14 protein-coding genes are annotated in these 14,931 nt (G+C 70.0%); 2 read left to right on the top strand and 12 right to left on the bottom strand.

Annotated elements, in window-relative coordinates:
- Positions 1–230: 230 nt before the first annotated feature.
- The 4 genes from ABZ664_RS18130 to ABZ664_RS18115 all read right to left on the bottom strand — a co-directional run bounded on the left by ABZ664_RS18130 (position 231) and on the right by ABZ664_RS18115 (position 4,048).
- Positions 231–833 carry a response regulator transcription factor gene (locus ABZ664_RS18130; RefSeq protein ID WP_362510460.1) on the bottom strand — a complete coding sequence of 201 codons (603 nt, stop codon included), beginning with the start codon at positions 831–833 and terminating at the stop codon, positions 231–233.
- Between the two features lie 45 nt (positions 834–878).
- A complete protein-coding gene (locus ABZ664_RS18125; RefSeq protein WP_362510457.1) occupies positions 879–2,015 on the bottom strand; it encodes a histidine kinase in 1,137 nt (378 codons plus the stop codon).
- Between the two features lie 316 nt (positions 2,016–2,331).
- Positions 2,332–3,051, bottom strand: coding sequence for an ABC transporter permease (locus ABZ664_RS18120; protein WP_362510454.1), 720 nt, complete (start codon positions 3,049–3,051; stop codon positions 2,332–2,334).
- A gap of 106 nt (positions 3,052–3,157) precedes the next feature.
- Positions 3,158–4,048 carry an ABC transporter ATP-binding protein gene (locus ABZ664_RS18115; RefSeq protein WP_362510451.1) on the bottom strand — a complete coding sequence of 297 codons (891 nt, stop codon included), beginning with the start codon at positions 4,046–4,048 and terminating at the stop codon, positions 3,158–3,160.
- Between the two features lie 198 nt (positions 4,049–4,246).
- On the opposite strand from ABZ664_RS18115, the gene ABZ664_RS18110 reads away from it, so the two are divergent.
- Positions 4,247–5,227 carry a methyltransferase domain-containing protein gene (locus ABZ664_RS18110; protein WP_362510448.1) on the top strand — a complete coding sequence of 327 codons (981 nt, stop codon included), beginning with the start codon at positions 4,247–4,249 and terminating at the stop codon, positions 5,225–5,227.
- Between the two features lie 29 nt (positions 5,228–5,256).
- Here the strand turns inward: ABZ664_RS18110 and ABZ664_RS18105 are convergent, their stop codons facing one another.
- From ABZ664_RS18105 to ABZ664_RS18095, 3 genes are read right to left on the bottom strand one after another with little or no spacing between them, the layout of a single operon-like run.
- Entirely contained in the window at positions 5,257–6,564 is a 1,308-nt protein-coding gene (locus tag ABZ664_RS18105; protein ID WP_362510445.1) for a polysaccharide biosynthesis C-terminal domain-containing protein, read from the bottom strand.
- Entirely contained in the window at positions 6,561–8,660 is a 2,100-nt protein-coding gene (gene asnB, locus ABZ664_RS18100; protein ID WP_362510442.1) for an asparagine synthase (glutamine-hydrolyzing), read from the bottom strand. The genes ABZ664_RS18105 and asnB overlap by 4 nt, the downstream gene beginning before the upstream one ends.
- The gene (locus ABZ664_RS18095) at positions 8,648–9,814 is read right to left on the bottom strand and encodes a glycosyltransferase (protein ID WP_362510439.1); all 1,167 of its coding nucleotides are present in this window, start codon (positions 9,812–9,814) and stop codon (positions 8,648–8,650) included. The genes asnB and ABZ664_RS18095 overlap by 13 nt, the downstream gene beginning before the upstream one ends.
- A 46-nt stretch (positions 9,815–9,860) precedes the next feature.
- On the opposite strand from ABZ664_RS18095, the gene ABZ664_RS18090 reads away from it, so the two are divergent.
- Positions 9,861–10,010 (top strand): hypothetical protein, encoded by a 150-nt coding sequence (locus ABZ664_RS18090; RefSeq protein WP_362510437.1) that lies wholly within the window; start codon positions 9,861–9,863, stop codon positions 10,008–10,010.
- Positions 10,011–10,019: 9 nt separating this feature from the next.
- On the opposite strand, the gene ABZ664_RS18085 is transcribed toward ABZ664_RS18090, so the two are convergent.
- From ABZ664_RS18085 to ABZ664_RS18065, 5 genes are all read right to left on the bottom strand, one after another.
- Positions 10,020–10,889, bottom strand: coding sequence for an SDR family NAD(P)-dependent oxidoreductase (locus ABZ664_RS18085; RefSeq protein ID WP_362510434.1), 870 nt, complete (start codon positions 10,887–10,889; stop codon positions 10,020–10,022).
- 136 nt (positions 10,890–11,025) lie between these two features.
- Positions 11,026–11,634 (bottom strand): ATP/GTP-binding protein, encoded by a 609-nt coding sequence (locus ABZ664_RS18080; protein WP_350941467.1) that lies wholly within the window; start codon positions 11,632–11,634, stop codon positions 11,026–11,028.
- Positions 11,615–11,962, bottom strand: a complete 348-nt coding sequence (locus ABZ664_RS18075; RefSeq protein ID WP_362510431.1) for a DUF742 domain-containing protein — start codon at positions 11,960–11,962, stop codon at positions 11,615–11,617. The genes ABZ664_RS18080 and ABZ664_RS18075 overlap by 20 nt, the downstream gene beginning before the upstream one ends.
- Positions 11,962–12,387 (bottom strand): roadblock/LC7 domain-containing protein, encoded by a 426-nt coding sequence (locus ABZ664_RS18070; RefSeq protein ID WP_362510428.1) that lies wholly within the window; start codon positions 12,385–12,387, stop codon positions 11,962–11,964. The genes ABZ664_RS18075 and ABZ664_RS18070 overlap by 1 nt, the downstream gene beginning before the upstream one ends.
- On the bottom strand, positions 12,368–14,725 hold the full coding sequence (locus tag ABZ664_RS18065) for a nitrate- and nitrite sensing domain-containing protein (protein WP_362510425.1): 2,358 nt from the start codon (positions 14,723–14,725) through the stop codon (positions 12,368–12,370). The genes ABZ664_RS18070 and ABZ664_RS18065 overlap by 20 nt, the downstream gene beginning before the upstream one ends.
- Positions 14,726–14,931 lie beyond the last annotated feature (206 nt).

The raw sequence follows: 14,931 nt of genomic DNA, 5'->3' as shown, positions 1-14,931 counted from the left end.
GGCCCGAATCCCGCGGCCGGTCTCGTACGCCGAGCAGCCTGCTCGACCAGGTTCGAGCTCACTCTCAGCCCCGCCGGTGTTCCCAGGGCCGGCTCGGAGGCCGCCTCCCCTGCGGGCCGGCCGGACACCGCCGCCCGGATGCAGACGCGGCCCGCGGTGACGTCGAAACCAGAGACGTCCGGCAGGCGCCATGACATCGAGAAGCCCTCCTCGACACCGGCCTCGGGCGGTTACAGCCAGTCGTGTTCGCGGGCGTATCTGGCCGCTTCGTGGCGGGTGCGGGTCTGGGTCTTCTGCATCGCGTTCGAGAGGTAGTTGCGGACCGTGCCCTCCGCCAGGTGGAGCCGGGTGGCGATGTCGGCGGCCGAGTAGCCTTCGCTGGTCGCGCGCAGGACGTCGATCTCGCGGTCGGTGAGCGGGCAGTCGTCGATCACGGCGAGGGCGGAGACGTCCGGGTCGATCCATCGTCTGCCCTCGTGCAGGGTTTTGATGACCGAGACGATGTGTGCCGGTTCGGCGGACTTGCTGACGAAGCCCTGGACGCCGAGCCTGAGCGCCCTGCGCAGCACGCCGGGTCTGGCGTGGCGGGTGAGCATGAGGATCACCTGGTCGGGCCGGGTACGGCGGATCTCCGCGACGGCGCCGAGCCCGTCCACGCCGGGCATCTCCAGGTCGATGACGAGCACGTCGGGCCGGTGTCGCAGGGTGGCCTGGACGGCTGTCTCTCCGTCCTCCGCTTCGGCGAGTACGGTGATGTCGCCTTCGAGGGGGAGCAACGCGGCCAGCGCCTTGCGGAGGAGGGCCTCGTCGTCGGCGAGCACCACGGTGGTCATGTCGGTCGACTCTCCTTCCACAGGTGTCGATTCTCCTTCCACAGGTCAGGGAGTGACGGTCGAAGGGTCGTGGGGGAATGTCGCAGCCGTGAGGAAACGTCCGTCCTTCTGCTCCACCGTCAGCTCGCCCCCGTTGGTCGCCACCCGTTCCCTGAGGGTGGCGAGCCCTCGGAGCGCGGGAAGCGGGGCGTCCGGGACGCCGTCGTTCACGATGACGATGCCCGACTCCGAGAGGGTGACGCGCACCTGCCTGGCCTGCGCGTGCCGCAGGATGTTGGTCGTCGTCTCCCGTAGGACCAGGCCGAGCAGTTCGCCCGCGCGGGCGTCGACCTCGGCCTCGCGGTCGACGCGTACGTGGATGCCCGCGGCCTCGAAGAGGTTCTTCGCGTTCTCCAGCTCCGCGGAGAGGTTGAGCCGCCGCTGGGCGTAGGCGAGCTCCTTGGTCTGGTTGATGGTGTCGCTGACCAGGGCGTGCACCTCGCGTAGCTCCTGCTCGGCCCGTTCGGCGTCGCTGCGTACGAGCCGCTGCGCCAGCGCGATCTTGAGCTTCACCACGTGCAGGGTGTGGCCCTGGATGTCGTGCAGGTCGCTGGCGAACCGGACGCGTTCGCGGATGACGGCCAGCTCCGCTTCGCGCTCTCGTGCCTCCTCCAGCTCCTCGACGAGGCCGTAGAACCGCTTGTTGGGGAACATGAGGCCGATGACCGCGGCCGTGCCGCCCGTGGGAAAGACGACGTACTCGATCAGAGCGGAGGAGTCGACCTCCTGGGTGATCAGCAGCCTTGTCGCCCCCACCGCGGCGACGTAGGCGACCACTCCCAGGGCCGCCGCGACCCGGTGGCGCGGTAGCTGGGGGATGACGTGGGAAGCCACGATCGAGATGCCGTAGAACGCCATGCCGCCGCCGACCACGAGCACGGAGAAGGGCCACACGGCCGCGGCGACGATCAGGCAGGGGATCGCGACGCGCAGGACGTCGCCCGCCGCCCACCGTACGAAGGCCACCAGGGCCGCCACCACGCCCGCGCTCAGGACAAGGGCCTCCCACCAGGTCCTGGCGTCCTTCACCACCACCAGCACCCCGACGCCGATGAGCATCGGGAGGAACAGGGTGAGGTTGAGCCTGCGCAGCCGCCCCCGCGTGGACTCGGTGGCCTGGGGCACCGCGTGTGTCGGGCTCACTGATCCTCACCTGGTCGCCGGACGGTCGGTCCTCGCGGTCGGGCCGCTGGGCCGCGGGTCGTACACAGCCGCAGGTCGTACACGTCGGCCGTGTCCACAGTCGGCGGCATCGCGCGGTGGTCCCGCAGGAACGGCTCTCCAGGGTCGAACAGCGGAGTCCGCCCCGGCATTCCTCTCGCTCCGGGGCACCACCGGTGACACCGTTTCATGGATTAAATGGATTGACCTGTGGAAACGTCACGACAGCCCCTCGCGTCCCGCCGCCGCGGCAGGAGCACACGAGGCACTCTCGTACGGTCGGCGGCGTCGAAGGGTGTCATCGGCGCGGCTCCCAGCGGAAGATCCGGGAGGCGAGCGCGACGGCGACGATCACCCAGCCCAGGGTGGGCGCGAGGAGGATCAGGGAGTCGGTGAAGGGAACGCCGCCGTTCCAGGCGTTGACGGCGAGTTCGGTGGCCGAGCCGCCGGGGAGTAGCCGTTTGAGCATGGCGAGCTCCTCGGTGCCGGTGATTCCCACCCAGCTGGCCACGGCGATGGCGCCGAGGCTGACGGGCAGCGTGGTCACCTGGGCGTGTTCCGGGGAGTTCGTCACTCCCGCCGTGGCCAGTCCCAGGCCGAGCATCATGACCACCATCGAGAGGACGGCCGCCGCCAGGAGGAGGACGTTGTCCGGCCGGCCCGTGACGGTGGCAAGCGCGGTCATGATCACGGCAACCTGGACGAGCGAGATGACGGTGGCCGGGAGGATCAGCCCGGAGATGATGTCGCCGTCGCTCGCCGCGGTGGAGCGTAGCCGCTTGAGGAAGAGGTTCTGCCGACGCGAGGCGAGGGTCGTCACCGTGGTGGTGTAGAGCCCGAACGCCCCCACGGTGAACATCGTGATCGCCGCGATGTATCCGAGGCTGCCGATGGCCGCGAAGACCTCGTGCTGGTAGATGAAGAACCCGCTGACCACTATGGGCATGACGAGACTGGTGACCAGGACCAGACGGTTCCTGAAGATCTGGATCAGCTCGCTGCGAGCGATCGAGAGCATGGCGAAGCTTCTTTCCTTTGGGAATTCGGGGGTCTACTGAGGATTCGGGGGTCTACTCGCTTGAGAGAGCGGAGGTTCGCTCGCTTGAGCTTGCGAGGGCGGAGGTCTACTCGCTGCCGAGGGCGCGGAAGACGTCGTCGAGCCGGGTCGATCCGGCCTGGAGGTCCCGCAGTTCCACCGAGTGGTCCTGCGCCCAGCGGAGCAGGGTGTACAGGTCCTTCTGCAGACCGAAGGTCTCGATCAGGAACGTGCCTTCGGCGTCGCGGGCGGCCTGCAGCGGGAGTGGCGCCTCGGGGAGGGTGCCCGGCAGGGAGAAGCGGATGGTGGAGGGCAGGGTACGCGTCAGTTCGGAGACGGTTCCCTCCCGGTGGAGGGTGCCCTGGCGCATGAGGCCGATGCGGTCCGCGTACTGCTGCGCCTCTTCCAGGTAGTGCGTGGTGAGAACGATGGTGGCGCCGTCTTCGCGCAGCTTGCCGACGGTCTTCCACAGGTCGTCCCTGGACTGGATGTCCAGGCCGGTGGTGGGCTCGTCCAGGAAGATCAGCTCAGGCGTTCCGTACACGGCGGTGGCGAAGTCCAGGCGTCGCTTCTCGCCGCCGGAGAGCTGGGCCACCTTGGTGTCGGCCTTGCGGGTGAGGTTCACGACGCCGAGGACGCGTTCGACCGTGTCCGTGCGCCGGGTGAGTTTCCCGATGAGCCGGACCGATTCCCGCACCGTCAGGTCCGGGGAGAACCCGCTTTCCTGCAGCATGATGCCCATCCTGGGTCGTACGGCGTTCCGGTCGTTCGGGCTCTGCCCGAAGACCCGCACGGTGCCCGAGGTGGCTCTGCGGTGGCCTTCGATGGTCTCCAGGGCCGAGGTCTTCCCCGCCCCGTTCGTGCCGAGCAGCGCGTAAAGCTCTCCCTGCCGTACCTGGAGGGAGAGGTCCTTCACTGCGTGGAAGTCGCCGTAGGCGAGATTCAGACGTTCAACGTCGATGACCGGTGTCGAGGACATGCATCGATCTCACCAGCCGCCGCGCTCATCGGGCAGTGCGACCACGTCATGAGCTTGTCATGACATTTATCGGGTGAACGTATGACGTGGCGTCACTGTCGCCACCCCGGACCACCTTCTTAGTGTGACCGATCAGTTGCGATAGGTTACGGATCATCGTTTGGGAAGTCCTCGTACGGCATGTGGCAGGAGACGATGGTGGACGAGATCCTTCTGCAGGTCAGGCAGGGTGAGAGGTTCGCCTTCGGCCGCAACTGGAAGGCGTTCGTCGCACGTGTCGACGAGAGTCGCGTCCAACGCGCGATCGACTCGCTGCGGGCGGCCCTGGAGGTCGAGGATCTCGCCGGGCGCACCTTCCTCGACGTGGGCTGCGGCAGTGGTTTGTTCTCACTCGCCGCGCATCGCCTCGGGGCCCGCGTGCACTCCTTCGACTCCGACGCCGAGGCGGTTGAGTCCGCCGTACGGCTACGGCACGCCTTCGCTCCCGACAGTTCCCGGACCGTTGAAGGGGAAGCGACCGGCACCCCGCGGATGACCGAACGGGAAGCGGCCGACACCTCCCAGATGCTCGAAGAAAGAGACGCCTCCTGGACGATCGAGCGGGGGTCGATTCTGGACGACGGTTACCTCGCGGGGTTGGGGACCTTCGACGTGGTGTACTCCTGGGGAGTCCTGCACCACACCGGGGCCATGTGGCGGGCCTTCGACGCCACCGTCGGGCTCGTCGCCCCCGGCGGGCTGCTGTTCGTCTCGCTCTACAACGACCAGGGCAGGCAGAGCCGGGTCTGGACCGCCGTGAAGCGGCGCTACAACCGGTCGGGGCCGGTGACCCGTTGCGCCCTGGTCGCCGGGAGCGCGGCGTACATCTACCGGGCCTGGCCCGTGATCAAGGTCGCGCGGCTGCTCCGTGGCCGGGCCGACCCCACGGCCCCCCAGCCGCGGGGCATGTCGCGCCGGCACGACATGCTCGACTGGGTGGGCGGGTACCCGTTCGAGGTTTCCAGGCCCGAGCAGGTCCTCGCCCGTGCCCGCGCGCACGATCTCAGCCTCCTGCTCCTCAAGACGTGCGCGGGCGGACTCGGCTGCAACGAGTATCTGCTCAGGCGACCAGCCGAACCAGTCCGACCGGCCGAACCAGCGCGATCAGCCGTATCAATCGGGTCAGCCGAATCAGCCTGATCAGGCGGGTCGCCCCCCGATCAGTCGGATCAGCCGACGCGCAGGAGTCCGCGGACCCGGTGGGCGATCTCGCGCACCTCGGCGGCCCCCGGGCTCAACCTCCGCAGGGGCACTCCCACTGATCGCGCGAACCAGACCAGCTGGGTCGCGGCGAGGGCCGTGTAGGCGATCGTGGACGCCAGGGCGCACCCCGCGACACCCGCTTCGGGGATGAGCAGGACGTTCAGCACGAGGTTCGCCGACAGCGCCGCGCCGTACATCAGCGAGGTGACGAGCGGCAGGTCGAGGCGGAGCAGGTAGGCCGCGGCCGGGGCCGCGGTCGCGGCGGCGGCCACGCCCGGTGCGAGCACCAGCATCGGGACGACGCACCCGGCGAAGGCCGGACCGGCCGCGGCGACCACCAGGAACGGCCCCGTCAGGCAGAGGAGGGCGAGTGACGAGGCGGCGAGGACGGCGGTGATCCGGATCGTCCGCGCCGTGTACGCGGCGGCCGCCTCCCGGCTCGACTCCATCTGCCGGGGCAGGGCGACCTGAACCACCGCGCCGGTCATCGCCCGCAGGAGTTCGGCCGGTGTCACCGCCATGGAGTAGATCCCCACCGAGGCGGGCGTGCTCATCGCGTTCAGGATGAGGACGTCGAGCCGCAGCAGCAGGAAATGACAGACGTACCCCGGGTGGTAGCGCAGCCCGCACGACAGCGTACGGGCGGCCAGCCGCCCCTCGCGCGGGCGGCGTAAGGGCAGGGACGGCAGCAGGAGCAGCAGGTTCACCACGAAGGAGAGGGCCCAGACGATCACTACTCCCTCGACGGTGAGCCATCCGGGAAATCCGAGGGCCGCCAGGGCGGAGCACTGCAGGGCGGCTCCGGCCAGCGAGCCCCGGTTGACGACCCCTGTGCGGGCGCGCAGGACGTGCACGTTGTTGACGTAGACGATCGTCGTCATGACGGGTACCGCGGCCAGCCCCCAGGCCAGGGTGGAACGGTCGGCGCCGACGCCCGGCAGGGGCGCGACCGCGAGGAAGGCGATCCCCGCCGCCACCGCGCCCACGGCGAGCCCCAGCCACGGGGAGTTCGCCGCGATCGCGGGCCGATTCTCCTCCCGCGTCCACAGCGCCGTCTGTGACTTCTCCACCGACAGGTTTCCCATCGCCGCCGCCGTGGTCGCGATGGTGACGATCACCCAGTAGGCGCCGCGGTCCCCCGGTCCCAGGGCGCGGGCCACGATCACGCTGGTGAGTCCTCCGGCGACGGTGAGCGTGAGGTGGGTGAGGAGCAGGTGGGCCAGGCGAGTGGCGGTCGCGTCTCCGCCGCGCCCCGTCGCGACCGTGGCACTCACGTGAGCCGCGGTCGCCGACAACGGTCCTCGGCCGGTTGTACGGCGGGTTGTTCGGCCGATCGTGCGACCGGTTCCACGGCAGGTCGTGCGACCGACTGCCCGACCGGTCGTGCGGCAGGTCGCGCGACCGACTGCCCGACCGGTCGTGCGGCAGGTCGTGCGACCGGCTGCCCGACCGGTTGTACGACGGACTGTTCGGTCGATCGTGCGACCGGTTGTACGGCGGGTTGTTCCGGCAGGTGGGTTCGGTGCCAGAGCTCGAACTGCAGCAGCGCCCAGATGCGCTTCGAGTGGTCCCGGCCTGCGGCGTGCTCGGCGAGCAGGCGGGCGACGACCTTCGGATCGAAGATCCCCCGGTCCCGGGCGGTGGCGTCGGTGAGCAGGTCGTGGGCGAGGGGACGCAGCCCGCTCCTGAGCCAGGAGGCGAGCGGCACCCCGAACCCCATTTTCGGGCGCCTCAGCAGGTGGGCGGGCAGCCAGCCGGCGAGGGCGTGTTTGAGGAGGTACTTCGTCGTACCGCCACGGACCTTCAACTCCCCCGGCAGGCCCGCGGCCCATTCCATCAGGACGTGGTCCAGGAAGGGGGAACGCGCCTCAAGCGAGTAGGCCATCGTGCTGATGTCGGTCTTCACCAGCAGGTCGCCGGGCAGGTAGGTGTTGACGTCGACGTCCATGGCCCGGGTGAGGTCACAGCCCGCCGAGGACTCCTCGAAGGCCCGCTCGATGATGTCGCCGCTGTGGACGCCCGCCACCCGGCCACGCTGCCACGGGGTGTAGACCTGCCACTTCTGTTCCTCGGTGAAGTAGGACATCAGGCGTGTGTATCCGCCTGCCGTCGGCAGTCCGGCCAGTTCCATGCCCCACCCCGCCTTGCGGAGCATCGATCCCGGGCGCGACAGGGCCTGCACGCTCCTGCCCGCCGCGCCCAGCAGCGGTGACGCCGCCGACGGCATCCGCAGCCGGGAGATCCAGCGCAGCAGCGCGTAACGGCGGTAGCCGCCGAAGGACTCGTCCCCACCGTCCCCGTTGAGCACCACCGTCACCTCCCGGCCGCTCATCCGGGCGACGAGGAGGCTGGGAATCGCCGAGGAGTCGGCGAACGGCTCGTCGAAGTGCCAGGCCAGGGTGGGGAACACGTCCAGCGGGGCGCCGGAGAGGACGAGCTCGGAGTGGTCGGTGCCGTAGAGGGCGGACACCTCCCCGGCGTGCGCGCGCTCGTCGAAGGCGGCCTCCTCGAAGCCGACGCAGAAGGTGCGGACCGGCCGCGAGGACTGCCGTGCCATCGCCGCGACGACCGCGGAGGAGTCGACGCCCCCCGACAGGAAGGCTCCGATCGGGCGCTCGCCGGTCATCCGCAGCCGGGTCGCCTCCAGCAGCAGCTCGCGGAGCCGTTCGGCCTCCTCCTCCACGGCGGCCACCGGGCGGAGGGTGGCGTCCAGCCGCCAGTAGCGGTCGACGCGCACCCGGCCTTCCTGCCACACCAGGGTCGAGCCCGGCGGGAGCTTGCCGATCCCCTCGAAGATCGACCAGGGGGCGGGCACGTACTGGAACGTCAGATAGTGGTGCAGGGCGACCGGGTCGATCTCGCCGCGCCGGCTCGGGTCACGGATCAGCGCCTTCAGCTCGGAGGCGAAACGCAGCGAGCCCGACCTCGTCTCCCAGTAGAGCGGCTTCTTGCCGACCCGGTCACGGGCGAGCAGCAGCCTTCGCCTGCGCCCGTCCCACAGGGCGAAGGCGAACATGCCGCGCAGGCGGTGAACGAGGGCGTCGCCGTGTTCCTCGTACAGGTGGACCAGGCACTCGGAGTCGCCGTTCGCGGCGAGGCGGTGTCCCTTGGCCAGCAACTCGGCCCGTAGCTCGGCGAAGTTGTAGATCTCGCCGTTGAACACCGCGACGACGTGGCCGTCCTCGCTGTAGACGGGCTGGTCGCCACCGGCCACGTCGACGACGGCGAGGCGGCGCGTGCCGAGCACGGCCGAGTGCTCCACGTGCAGGCCGCCGCCGTCGGGGCCGCGGTGCGCGATCGTCTCGCACATGTCGCGGACCGTGTTCGGGTTCACCCCGTCCGGGCAGACGGCACCGGCTATCGCGCACATCGCTCCTCCAGAAGGCGCCGGTACAGCGTCAGATGCCGGTCGATCATGGAGTCCACGCGGAGGTTGTCCAGTGCCCAGGCGCGGGCGGCGCCGCCGAGGGACGCTCCCAGGCGAGGGTCGCGCAGCACGCGCTCCAGGGCGTCGGCCAGTGCCCGGGGATCCTGCGGGGGGACCAGCAGCCCGCGCCCGTTCAGCAGCTCGCGGGTGCCGCCCACCGCGGTGGCGACGATCGGCCTGCCCGCCGCCATCGCCTCCATGACCGCGTTGCTCATCCCCTCCTGGAGCGAGGCGAGCACCACCACCGACGCCCGGTGCACCAGGGCCTGGACGTCCCTGCGAAGGCCCAGGAGGCGCAGGTCCACCCCCAGGCTCTCCGCCTGCGGTGTCAGTGCGTCGCGCTCAGGTCCCTCTCCCGCGAGCACCAGCGTGCACGGCGTACCCCGGTCCGCCAGCAGCGCCATCGCCTCGATGAGGTGGCGGTGGCCCTTGTACGTCATCAGGTTGGCGACGCAGCACACGACCGGCAGGTCGGTCGCGATCGACGCGGGCGTGACGGGCAGGAAGGCCGACTCGGGGAGCCCGTTGTAGATCACGCTGATCTTCTCCGGGGCGAGACCCTCCACCCTCCTGGCGTCCTCCGCCACGGCCACGGCGTTGGCCACCACGTGCCGCGTCAGCCGGACGGCGAGGCGCTCCAGCGCGTGGATCCCGTACGGGAGCCTCTTGAAGAGGCTCAGGCTGCGTCGTCCCGCCACGATGACGGGGACCCGGGCGAGCCAGGCGATCGGCGTGCCGATCACATAGGCGTGGTACAGGAAGGCGTGGAGCACGTCCGGCCTGAGCCGCCGTACCAACCTGACGAGGCGTACCGCCGCGAGCAGGTTGCGGGGAAGAGCGGTGATTCCCGTCGACAACGCCGTGAACCCGGCGTTGTGCACGGGGACGCCGGCGCGTTCGAGCGCGTCACCGTACGGACCTCCCAAGTGCAGGGTGACCACGTCGACCTTCACGCCGTCGCGGGCCAGGCCCGTGGCCAGGAGGAAGATCTGCTTCTCGGTGCCACCGACTCTCAACTGCCCGGCCAGCAGCAGGACGCGGCGGAGCCCGCCGGATGCCGCCTCCCGGTTCGGGATCACCCTGCGGCTACTCTTCACATTCGCGATCTTACGTTCGGTTATCGCCGGCGTGAGGGAGATCGCCGTGGCCGTTGAGCGTGTCGCGGCCCGGCGGGCGGGGCCGCTCCCCGTCCGCCTCCTCTTCGCCGACGACGAGAACGTCGTATCCACGCCGCCGACAGGCGCGCCGTCGGCCCGGCCCACTCGGTCCGGCTACGCGACCCGTCGGCCCTGACCGTTCGGATCAGGTACGCGGTCCCGGGGCCCGACGGAAGGCGAAGGGCTGGCTCTCGCGGCCGGGGACGACGAACCAGCACTCACCGGTGCCGTCGCTGTCGAGCAGCCGGAGGAAGGTGTCGACGACGGACGAGACGTCGAGGATCGGGAAGCCGAGTCCCTCCAGCACCGCCTTGCTCTCGCCGAGGATCGCGGTGTCGGCGAAGGACGGGCAGAGCGCCTGCACCCTGATGCCGTGCGGCCTGAGGTCCTCGCCGAGCGAGCGGACGAGTCCGACGACGGCGTGCTTGTTGGCGGCGTAGACGGGGTCGGACGGGATGCCGACGATGCCCGCCATGCTCGCGGTCGCCACGATCGTGCCGCCACCCGACGCCCGCAGGGCGGGGATCGCGGCGTGCGCCCCGAAGACGACGCCGTCGAGGTTCACACCCATCGCCAGGCGGTAGCGCCGGATGTCGAAGTCCTCCCCCAGGCCGCAGCCCGAGGCGATGCCCGCGTTGAGGAAGGCGAGATCGAGCCTGCCGTACCGCTCGACCGCGGTCGCCACCGCCGTCTCGTTGTCCTGCGGCCGGGACACGTCGCAGTGGACGTACGTCGCTCCCAGCTCGTCCGCGAGCCTGCCGCCCGCGACGTCGTCGATGTCGGCGAGGACGATGCGGGCACCGCCCTCGGCCAGCCGCCGGGCCACTCCCGCGCCGATGCCGTTGCCGCCACCGGTGACGAGGGCGACCCTGCCCTCCAGTTCGTCGGCGCGGACCACGTTGAACGCCTCCGCCGGGGTCCCCTGGCTCCCCGTTCCCAGCCCGCTGAGCAGCCCGCCCCCGGTGAGGCCGGCCTTCGCACCCGCGCCCGCCTTCTCCGGGTCCCCCGTCCTCACGACCTCCACGCTCGTGTTCTCCGTGTTCACAGGGGCGGCCCTCCGGTGGCGGCGTTGGTCGAACCCGTACTCCGGTACGCCGCGATCGTACGCTCGGCGACACGGTCAGGGGAGGTTCACGCGGGTGCGACGGGTCTCAGGCGCCCGCGTGGGCCGCCTGGAACGCGCCTCCCGCCGCGTAGGTGACCAGCGTGGTCAGCACCTCCTTGACCGAGTCGCGCCTGCGCACGTCACAGAGGATGATCGGTGCCACGCCGTCCAGGCCCAGTGCCCGCCGTACCTTGATCGGGTCGTGCCGGCGCGCGCCGTCGAAGCAGTTGACCGCGACGACGAACGGGAGCCCGCGCTGCTCGAAGTAGTCCACGGCGGGGAAGCAGTCCTGCAGGCGCCGGGTGTCGGCGAGGACGACCGCGCCAAGGGCGCCGACGGACAGCTCGTCCCACATGAACCAGAACCTGTCCTGGCCCGGGGTGCCGAACAGGTAGAGCCAGAGCCCGTCGCGGATGGTGATCCGGCCGAAGTCCAGCGCGACGGTCGTGGTGATCTTTGACTCCACGCCCGCGGTGTCGTCCACGTGGATGCCGCGCTCGCTCAGCAGTTCCTCGGTGTGCAGAGGCCTGATCTCGCTGATCGTGCCGACCATGGTCGTCTTGCCGACTCCGAAACCACCGGCGACAAGGATCTTGATGGCCATCGCGGGGGTGTCGCCCGGGGGCATGCCCGGCTCAGAGGCCGCGTATTCCATGCAGCACTTCCCTGTAGATGCGTTCGTCGATCGTCTTCCCCATCGGCCGGGGCTTGTCGATGGTGACCAGGCCCTCGCGTCGCAGCTCGCTGAGGAGTACGCGGGTGATGTTGAGTGGCAGCTTGAGATGCGCGGCGACGTCGGCCACGGTGGTGGGCCGACGGCATGCGTACAGCATGTTGAGATGTTCGGGCATCAGCCCGACCGGCTCGAAGGGCACCTCGACGGTCGTGACGATGGCCACCAGGTCGAAGCTCTCCCCGACCGGGCGCGCCCTGCCTCCGGTCACCCCGAAGAGCCTGACCAGAGGCCCTGGATCCTCCCCCATCACGTCCTCGTACCGTTCCAAGAGGGCGCTGGGGCGGCTCCCCTCGGCTGAGCGGACAGATGCTCGCCGACGCGCTTGACCAGCAGCGCCATCTCGTAGGTCACCATGCCCAGTTCGGCGTCGCCCGCGGCGAGTACGGCCAGCCTGGCTCCCTGTCCCGCCGCGGTGACGAACAGGAAACCCCCCTCCATCTCGATGATGGTCTGCCGTACGCCGCCGAGGCCGAAATGCCGCCCAGCGCCCAGCGCGAGGCTGTGGCTTCCCGCCGAGATGGCGGACAGGTGTTCGGCGTCCTCCCGGGTCAGCCCTCGGGAGCCGCCCATCGCCAGGCCGTCGGCGGACAGCACGATGGCGTGCCGGATACCGGTGACCCGCTGGGTCAGGTCGTCGAGCAACCAGCTCAGTTCAGATCTGGTGTCGGGCATCGGAGTGGCCGTCCTTTCGCTTCCACACGTCCGTTTCCTGCTCCGCATGGCTGCGACCCTGCTGCCAGCCTCGCTGCATGGAGGACATGAGGTGTGAGAGCTCCTCGGGAGTTCGCGCGGTGGTGTCGCACGGCTCGGGGGAGCGTGTCTGGCGGAGCTGAGGGGCCAGGTTAGCCTGCCGTACCCGCATCGGCAGCCCGTCCAGGTCGTCGTCGGTGTCCGGGATGAAGACGGCCCGCCGCACGGGTATCGAGGAGGGGGTTGCGGGAGCCTCGCGCCGCTCCTGGGTGGGGAACCAGCCCGACGTGGTCTCGGGAGTGTGGACCACCTCGTGGTCCTGCGTGCCGGAGAGTGCCCTGGGCCAGTCTTCCGATGTCGCGCTCAGCGCCCGTGCCGGTCCGCCCGGGTGCGCGCCGTCCTGACGCGCCCGGTTCGGCATGGTCTCGGCGGCGAGCGACTCGCAGGTGGCGAGCAGGCTCTGCGGCAGCAACACGATCGCGGTGGTGCCGTCGTACGGCGAGGGGCGCAGTACGACCTTGATCCCGTGCCGGGCGGCGAGCCTCGCCACGACGAACAGGCCGAGCCTGTCGCTGTCCGCCAGGTCGAACTCCGGCGGGTCGGCGAGCTTGGCGTTGAGCTCGTCGAGGTTGGCCTGGCTCAGGCCCAGGCCGCGGTCCTCGACTTCCAGCGCGAAGCCGTTCGCCGCGGTCATGCTCCGCACGTGGACCGCGGTGTTAGGCGGCGAGAAGGTGGTGGCGTTCTCCACCAGCTCGGCGATCAGGTGGATCACGTCGGTGACCGCGGCGCCGACCAGCAGCGGCGCGTGCGGCATGGGGAGCACGGTGACGCGGGTGTAGTCCTCGACCTCCAGGATGGCGCTGCGCACCACGTCGAAGATGGGCACCGGGTCGCGCCACCTGCGGGACGGAGCCGCGTCGGACAGGATGATCAGGTTCTCCGCGTGCCGCCGCATGCGGGTGGTCAGGTGGTCGAGCTTGAAGAGATCCTCCAGGATCTCCGGTTCTTCGACGCGGCGCTCCATCGTGTCGAGGAGCGTGAGCTGGCGGTGGAGCAGCGCCTGGTTGCGCCAGGCGAGGTTCAGGAAGACCAGGCCGACGCCCTTGCGGAGCGTCGCCTGGCCGACCGCGGCCTCCACCGCGGTGCGTCGCACGGCGGAGAACGCGTGCACGACGCGGTCGACCTCGGCGGTCCTCGCGGGAGCGAGCTCGGGGGCCTCGGTCGCCGGGTCCACGTCGTCGCCCCTGCGCAACCGCTCCACCAGCCGGGGCAACCGCTCCTCGGCCAGTTCCACGGCGGACGCCTGGAGCCGCTTGAGCTCGGCGATCAGGGAGCGGCCGAACCGGTAGGAGGCGAGGATGGAGACGACGATCGCGAGCAGGCCCAGTCCCAGGATCAGCCCGATCCGCAGGTAGGTGTCGTTCCTGAGCGCCTCGCCCCTGGTCGCCGAGCGGGCGAACTCCTGCACGCTCTGCTTGTTGACGGCGGTGAGAACAGCCTCGGCGTCACGCTTCCACTCGGCGGCGTCCAGCGGGGGCTTACCGGCGAGGTTCCACGAGAAGATCCTCTCCTCGCCCGCGGTGAACCGCTTGTAGGCGGGGCTCTGCAGGAACGTCTCGTGATCGGCCCGCAGGTCCGGGCTCATGTCCCGCTCCGCGTAGACCAGGTAGTTTCTCCGGCTGGTCATCGCCGAGACGAAGGCCGCGTGTTCCGCGGGCGTCATCGCGCCACGCTTCAGCGCGGCGGTGAGGACGGCGTGCTCCCTGCTCGTGAACTCGGCGGTGGTGCTGTAGGCGCCCATGCCGCGGACGTTACGGAAGGCCTCCAGGTCCGCGATCGCGGTGGCGTCACCGATCTGCTGGTTGGCGACGCCGACGAACTCGTTGTAGCCGTCGGTCACCTGGACGGGGCTGAGCGCACCGCGGTCGGCGAGGGTACGGACCTGGCTGAGCCCTTCCATCGCCGCGATCAACGCCCGGATGTCCGTCGGGGCGTTGTCGGGCTCGTATGCCTCGGCGGACGCGACCGCCTGGCGTACCCGGTCCAGTTGGACGTTCGTGACCCGCCGCTGCTTGGAGAGTGTCTCGTTCTGGGCGGTGGCACCGGCCGACTCGGCGGAGATCTGGCGTTCCCGTTGGATCTCGAAGATCAACCGCCGGATCGGCTCTCCGATCACCTCCCAGCGGCTCTGGGTCTGGGCGATGCCGGCGACCTGCGCGACGGTCGAGTAGGCGACGAATCCCCAGAGGACGATCAGCGAGAGGATGGGAAGGAGCAGGATCGCGAGGATCTTCGAGCGAATCGGAGGGGGGTTGCTCATTCGGACTTTCCAATCCGCGGTTCCTGCGCCTGGCCGGCGCCCGCAGGCCGGACGGGCCCCGCGGTCGCACGCCGCGACTGGTGCGTGTGTGATTCGACACACTATGCCCATGGGACTTATCACGCTTCAAGTCACCAGAGCGAAGATTGAATATCAATGTTCAGGGTGGGTAGGGCGGTTTCTTATCCATAAAAGCGGGATTTCTG

The sequence above is a fragment of the Streptosporangium sp. NPDC006930 genome, assembly GCF_040635605.1.
Lineage (GTDB): Bacteria > Actinomycetota > Actinomycetes > Streptosporangiales > Streptosporangiaceae > Streptosporangium.
This window is presented reverse-complemented; position numbering and strand designations above follow the sequence as displayed.

Excerpts from the sequence above, each read along its gene's own strand:
- asnB (WP_362510442.1), bottom strand. The coding sequence starts at position 8,660 with ATGTGCGCGATAGCCGGTGCCGTCTGCCCGGACGGGGTGAACCCGAAC.
- ABZ664_RS18115 (WP_362510451.1), bottom strand. The coding sequence starts at position 4,048 with ATGTCCTCGACACCGGTCATCGACGTTGAACGTCTGAATCTCGCCTAC.
- ABZ664_RS18080 (WP_350941467.1), bottom strand. The coding sequence starts at position 11,634 with ATGGAATACGCGGCCTCTGAGCCGGGCATGCCCCCGGGCGACACCCCC.
- ABZ664_RS18065 (WP_362510425.1), bottom strand. The coding sequence starts at position 14,725 with ATGAGCAACCCCCCTCCGATTCGCTCGAAGATCCTCGCGATCCTGCTC.
- ABZ664_RS18130 (WP_362510460.1), bottom strand. The coding sequence starts at position 833 with ATGACCACCGTGGTGCTCGCCGACGACGAGGCCCTCCTCCGCAAGGCG.
- ABZ664_RS18075 (WP_362510431.1), bottom strand. The coding sequence starts at position 11,962 with ATGGGGGAGGATCCAGGGCCTCTGGTCAGGCTCTTCGGGGTGACCGGA.
- ABZ664_RS18070 (WP_362510428.1), bottom strand. The coding sequence starts at position 12,387 with ATGCCCGACACCAGATCTGAACTGAGCTGGTTGCTCGACGACCTGACC.
- ABZ664_RS18120 (WP_362510454.1), bottom strand. The coding sequence starts at position 3,051 with ATGCTCTCGATCGCTCGCAGCGAGCTGATCCAGATCTTCAGGAACCGT.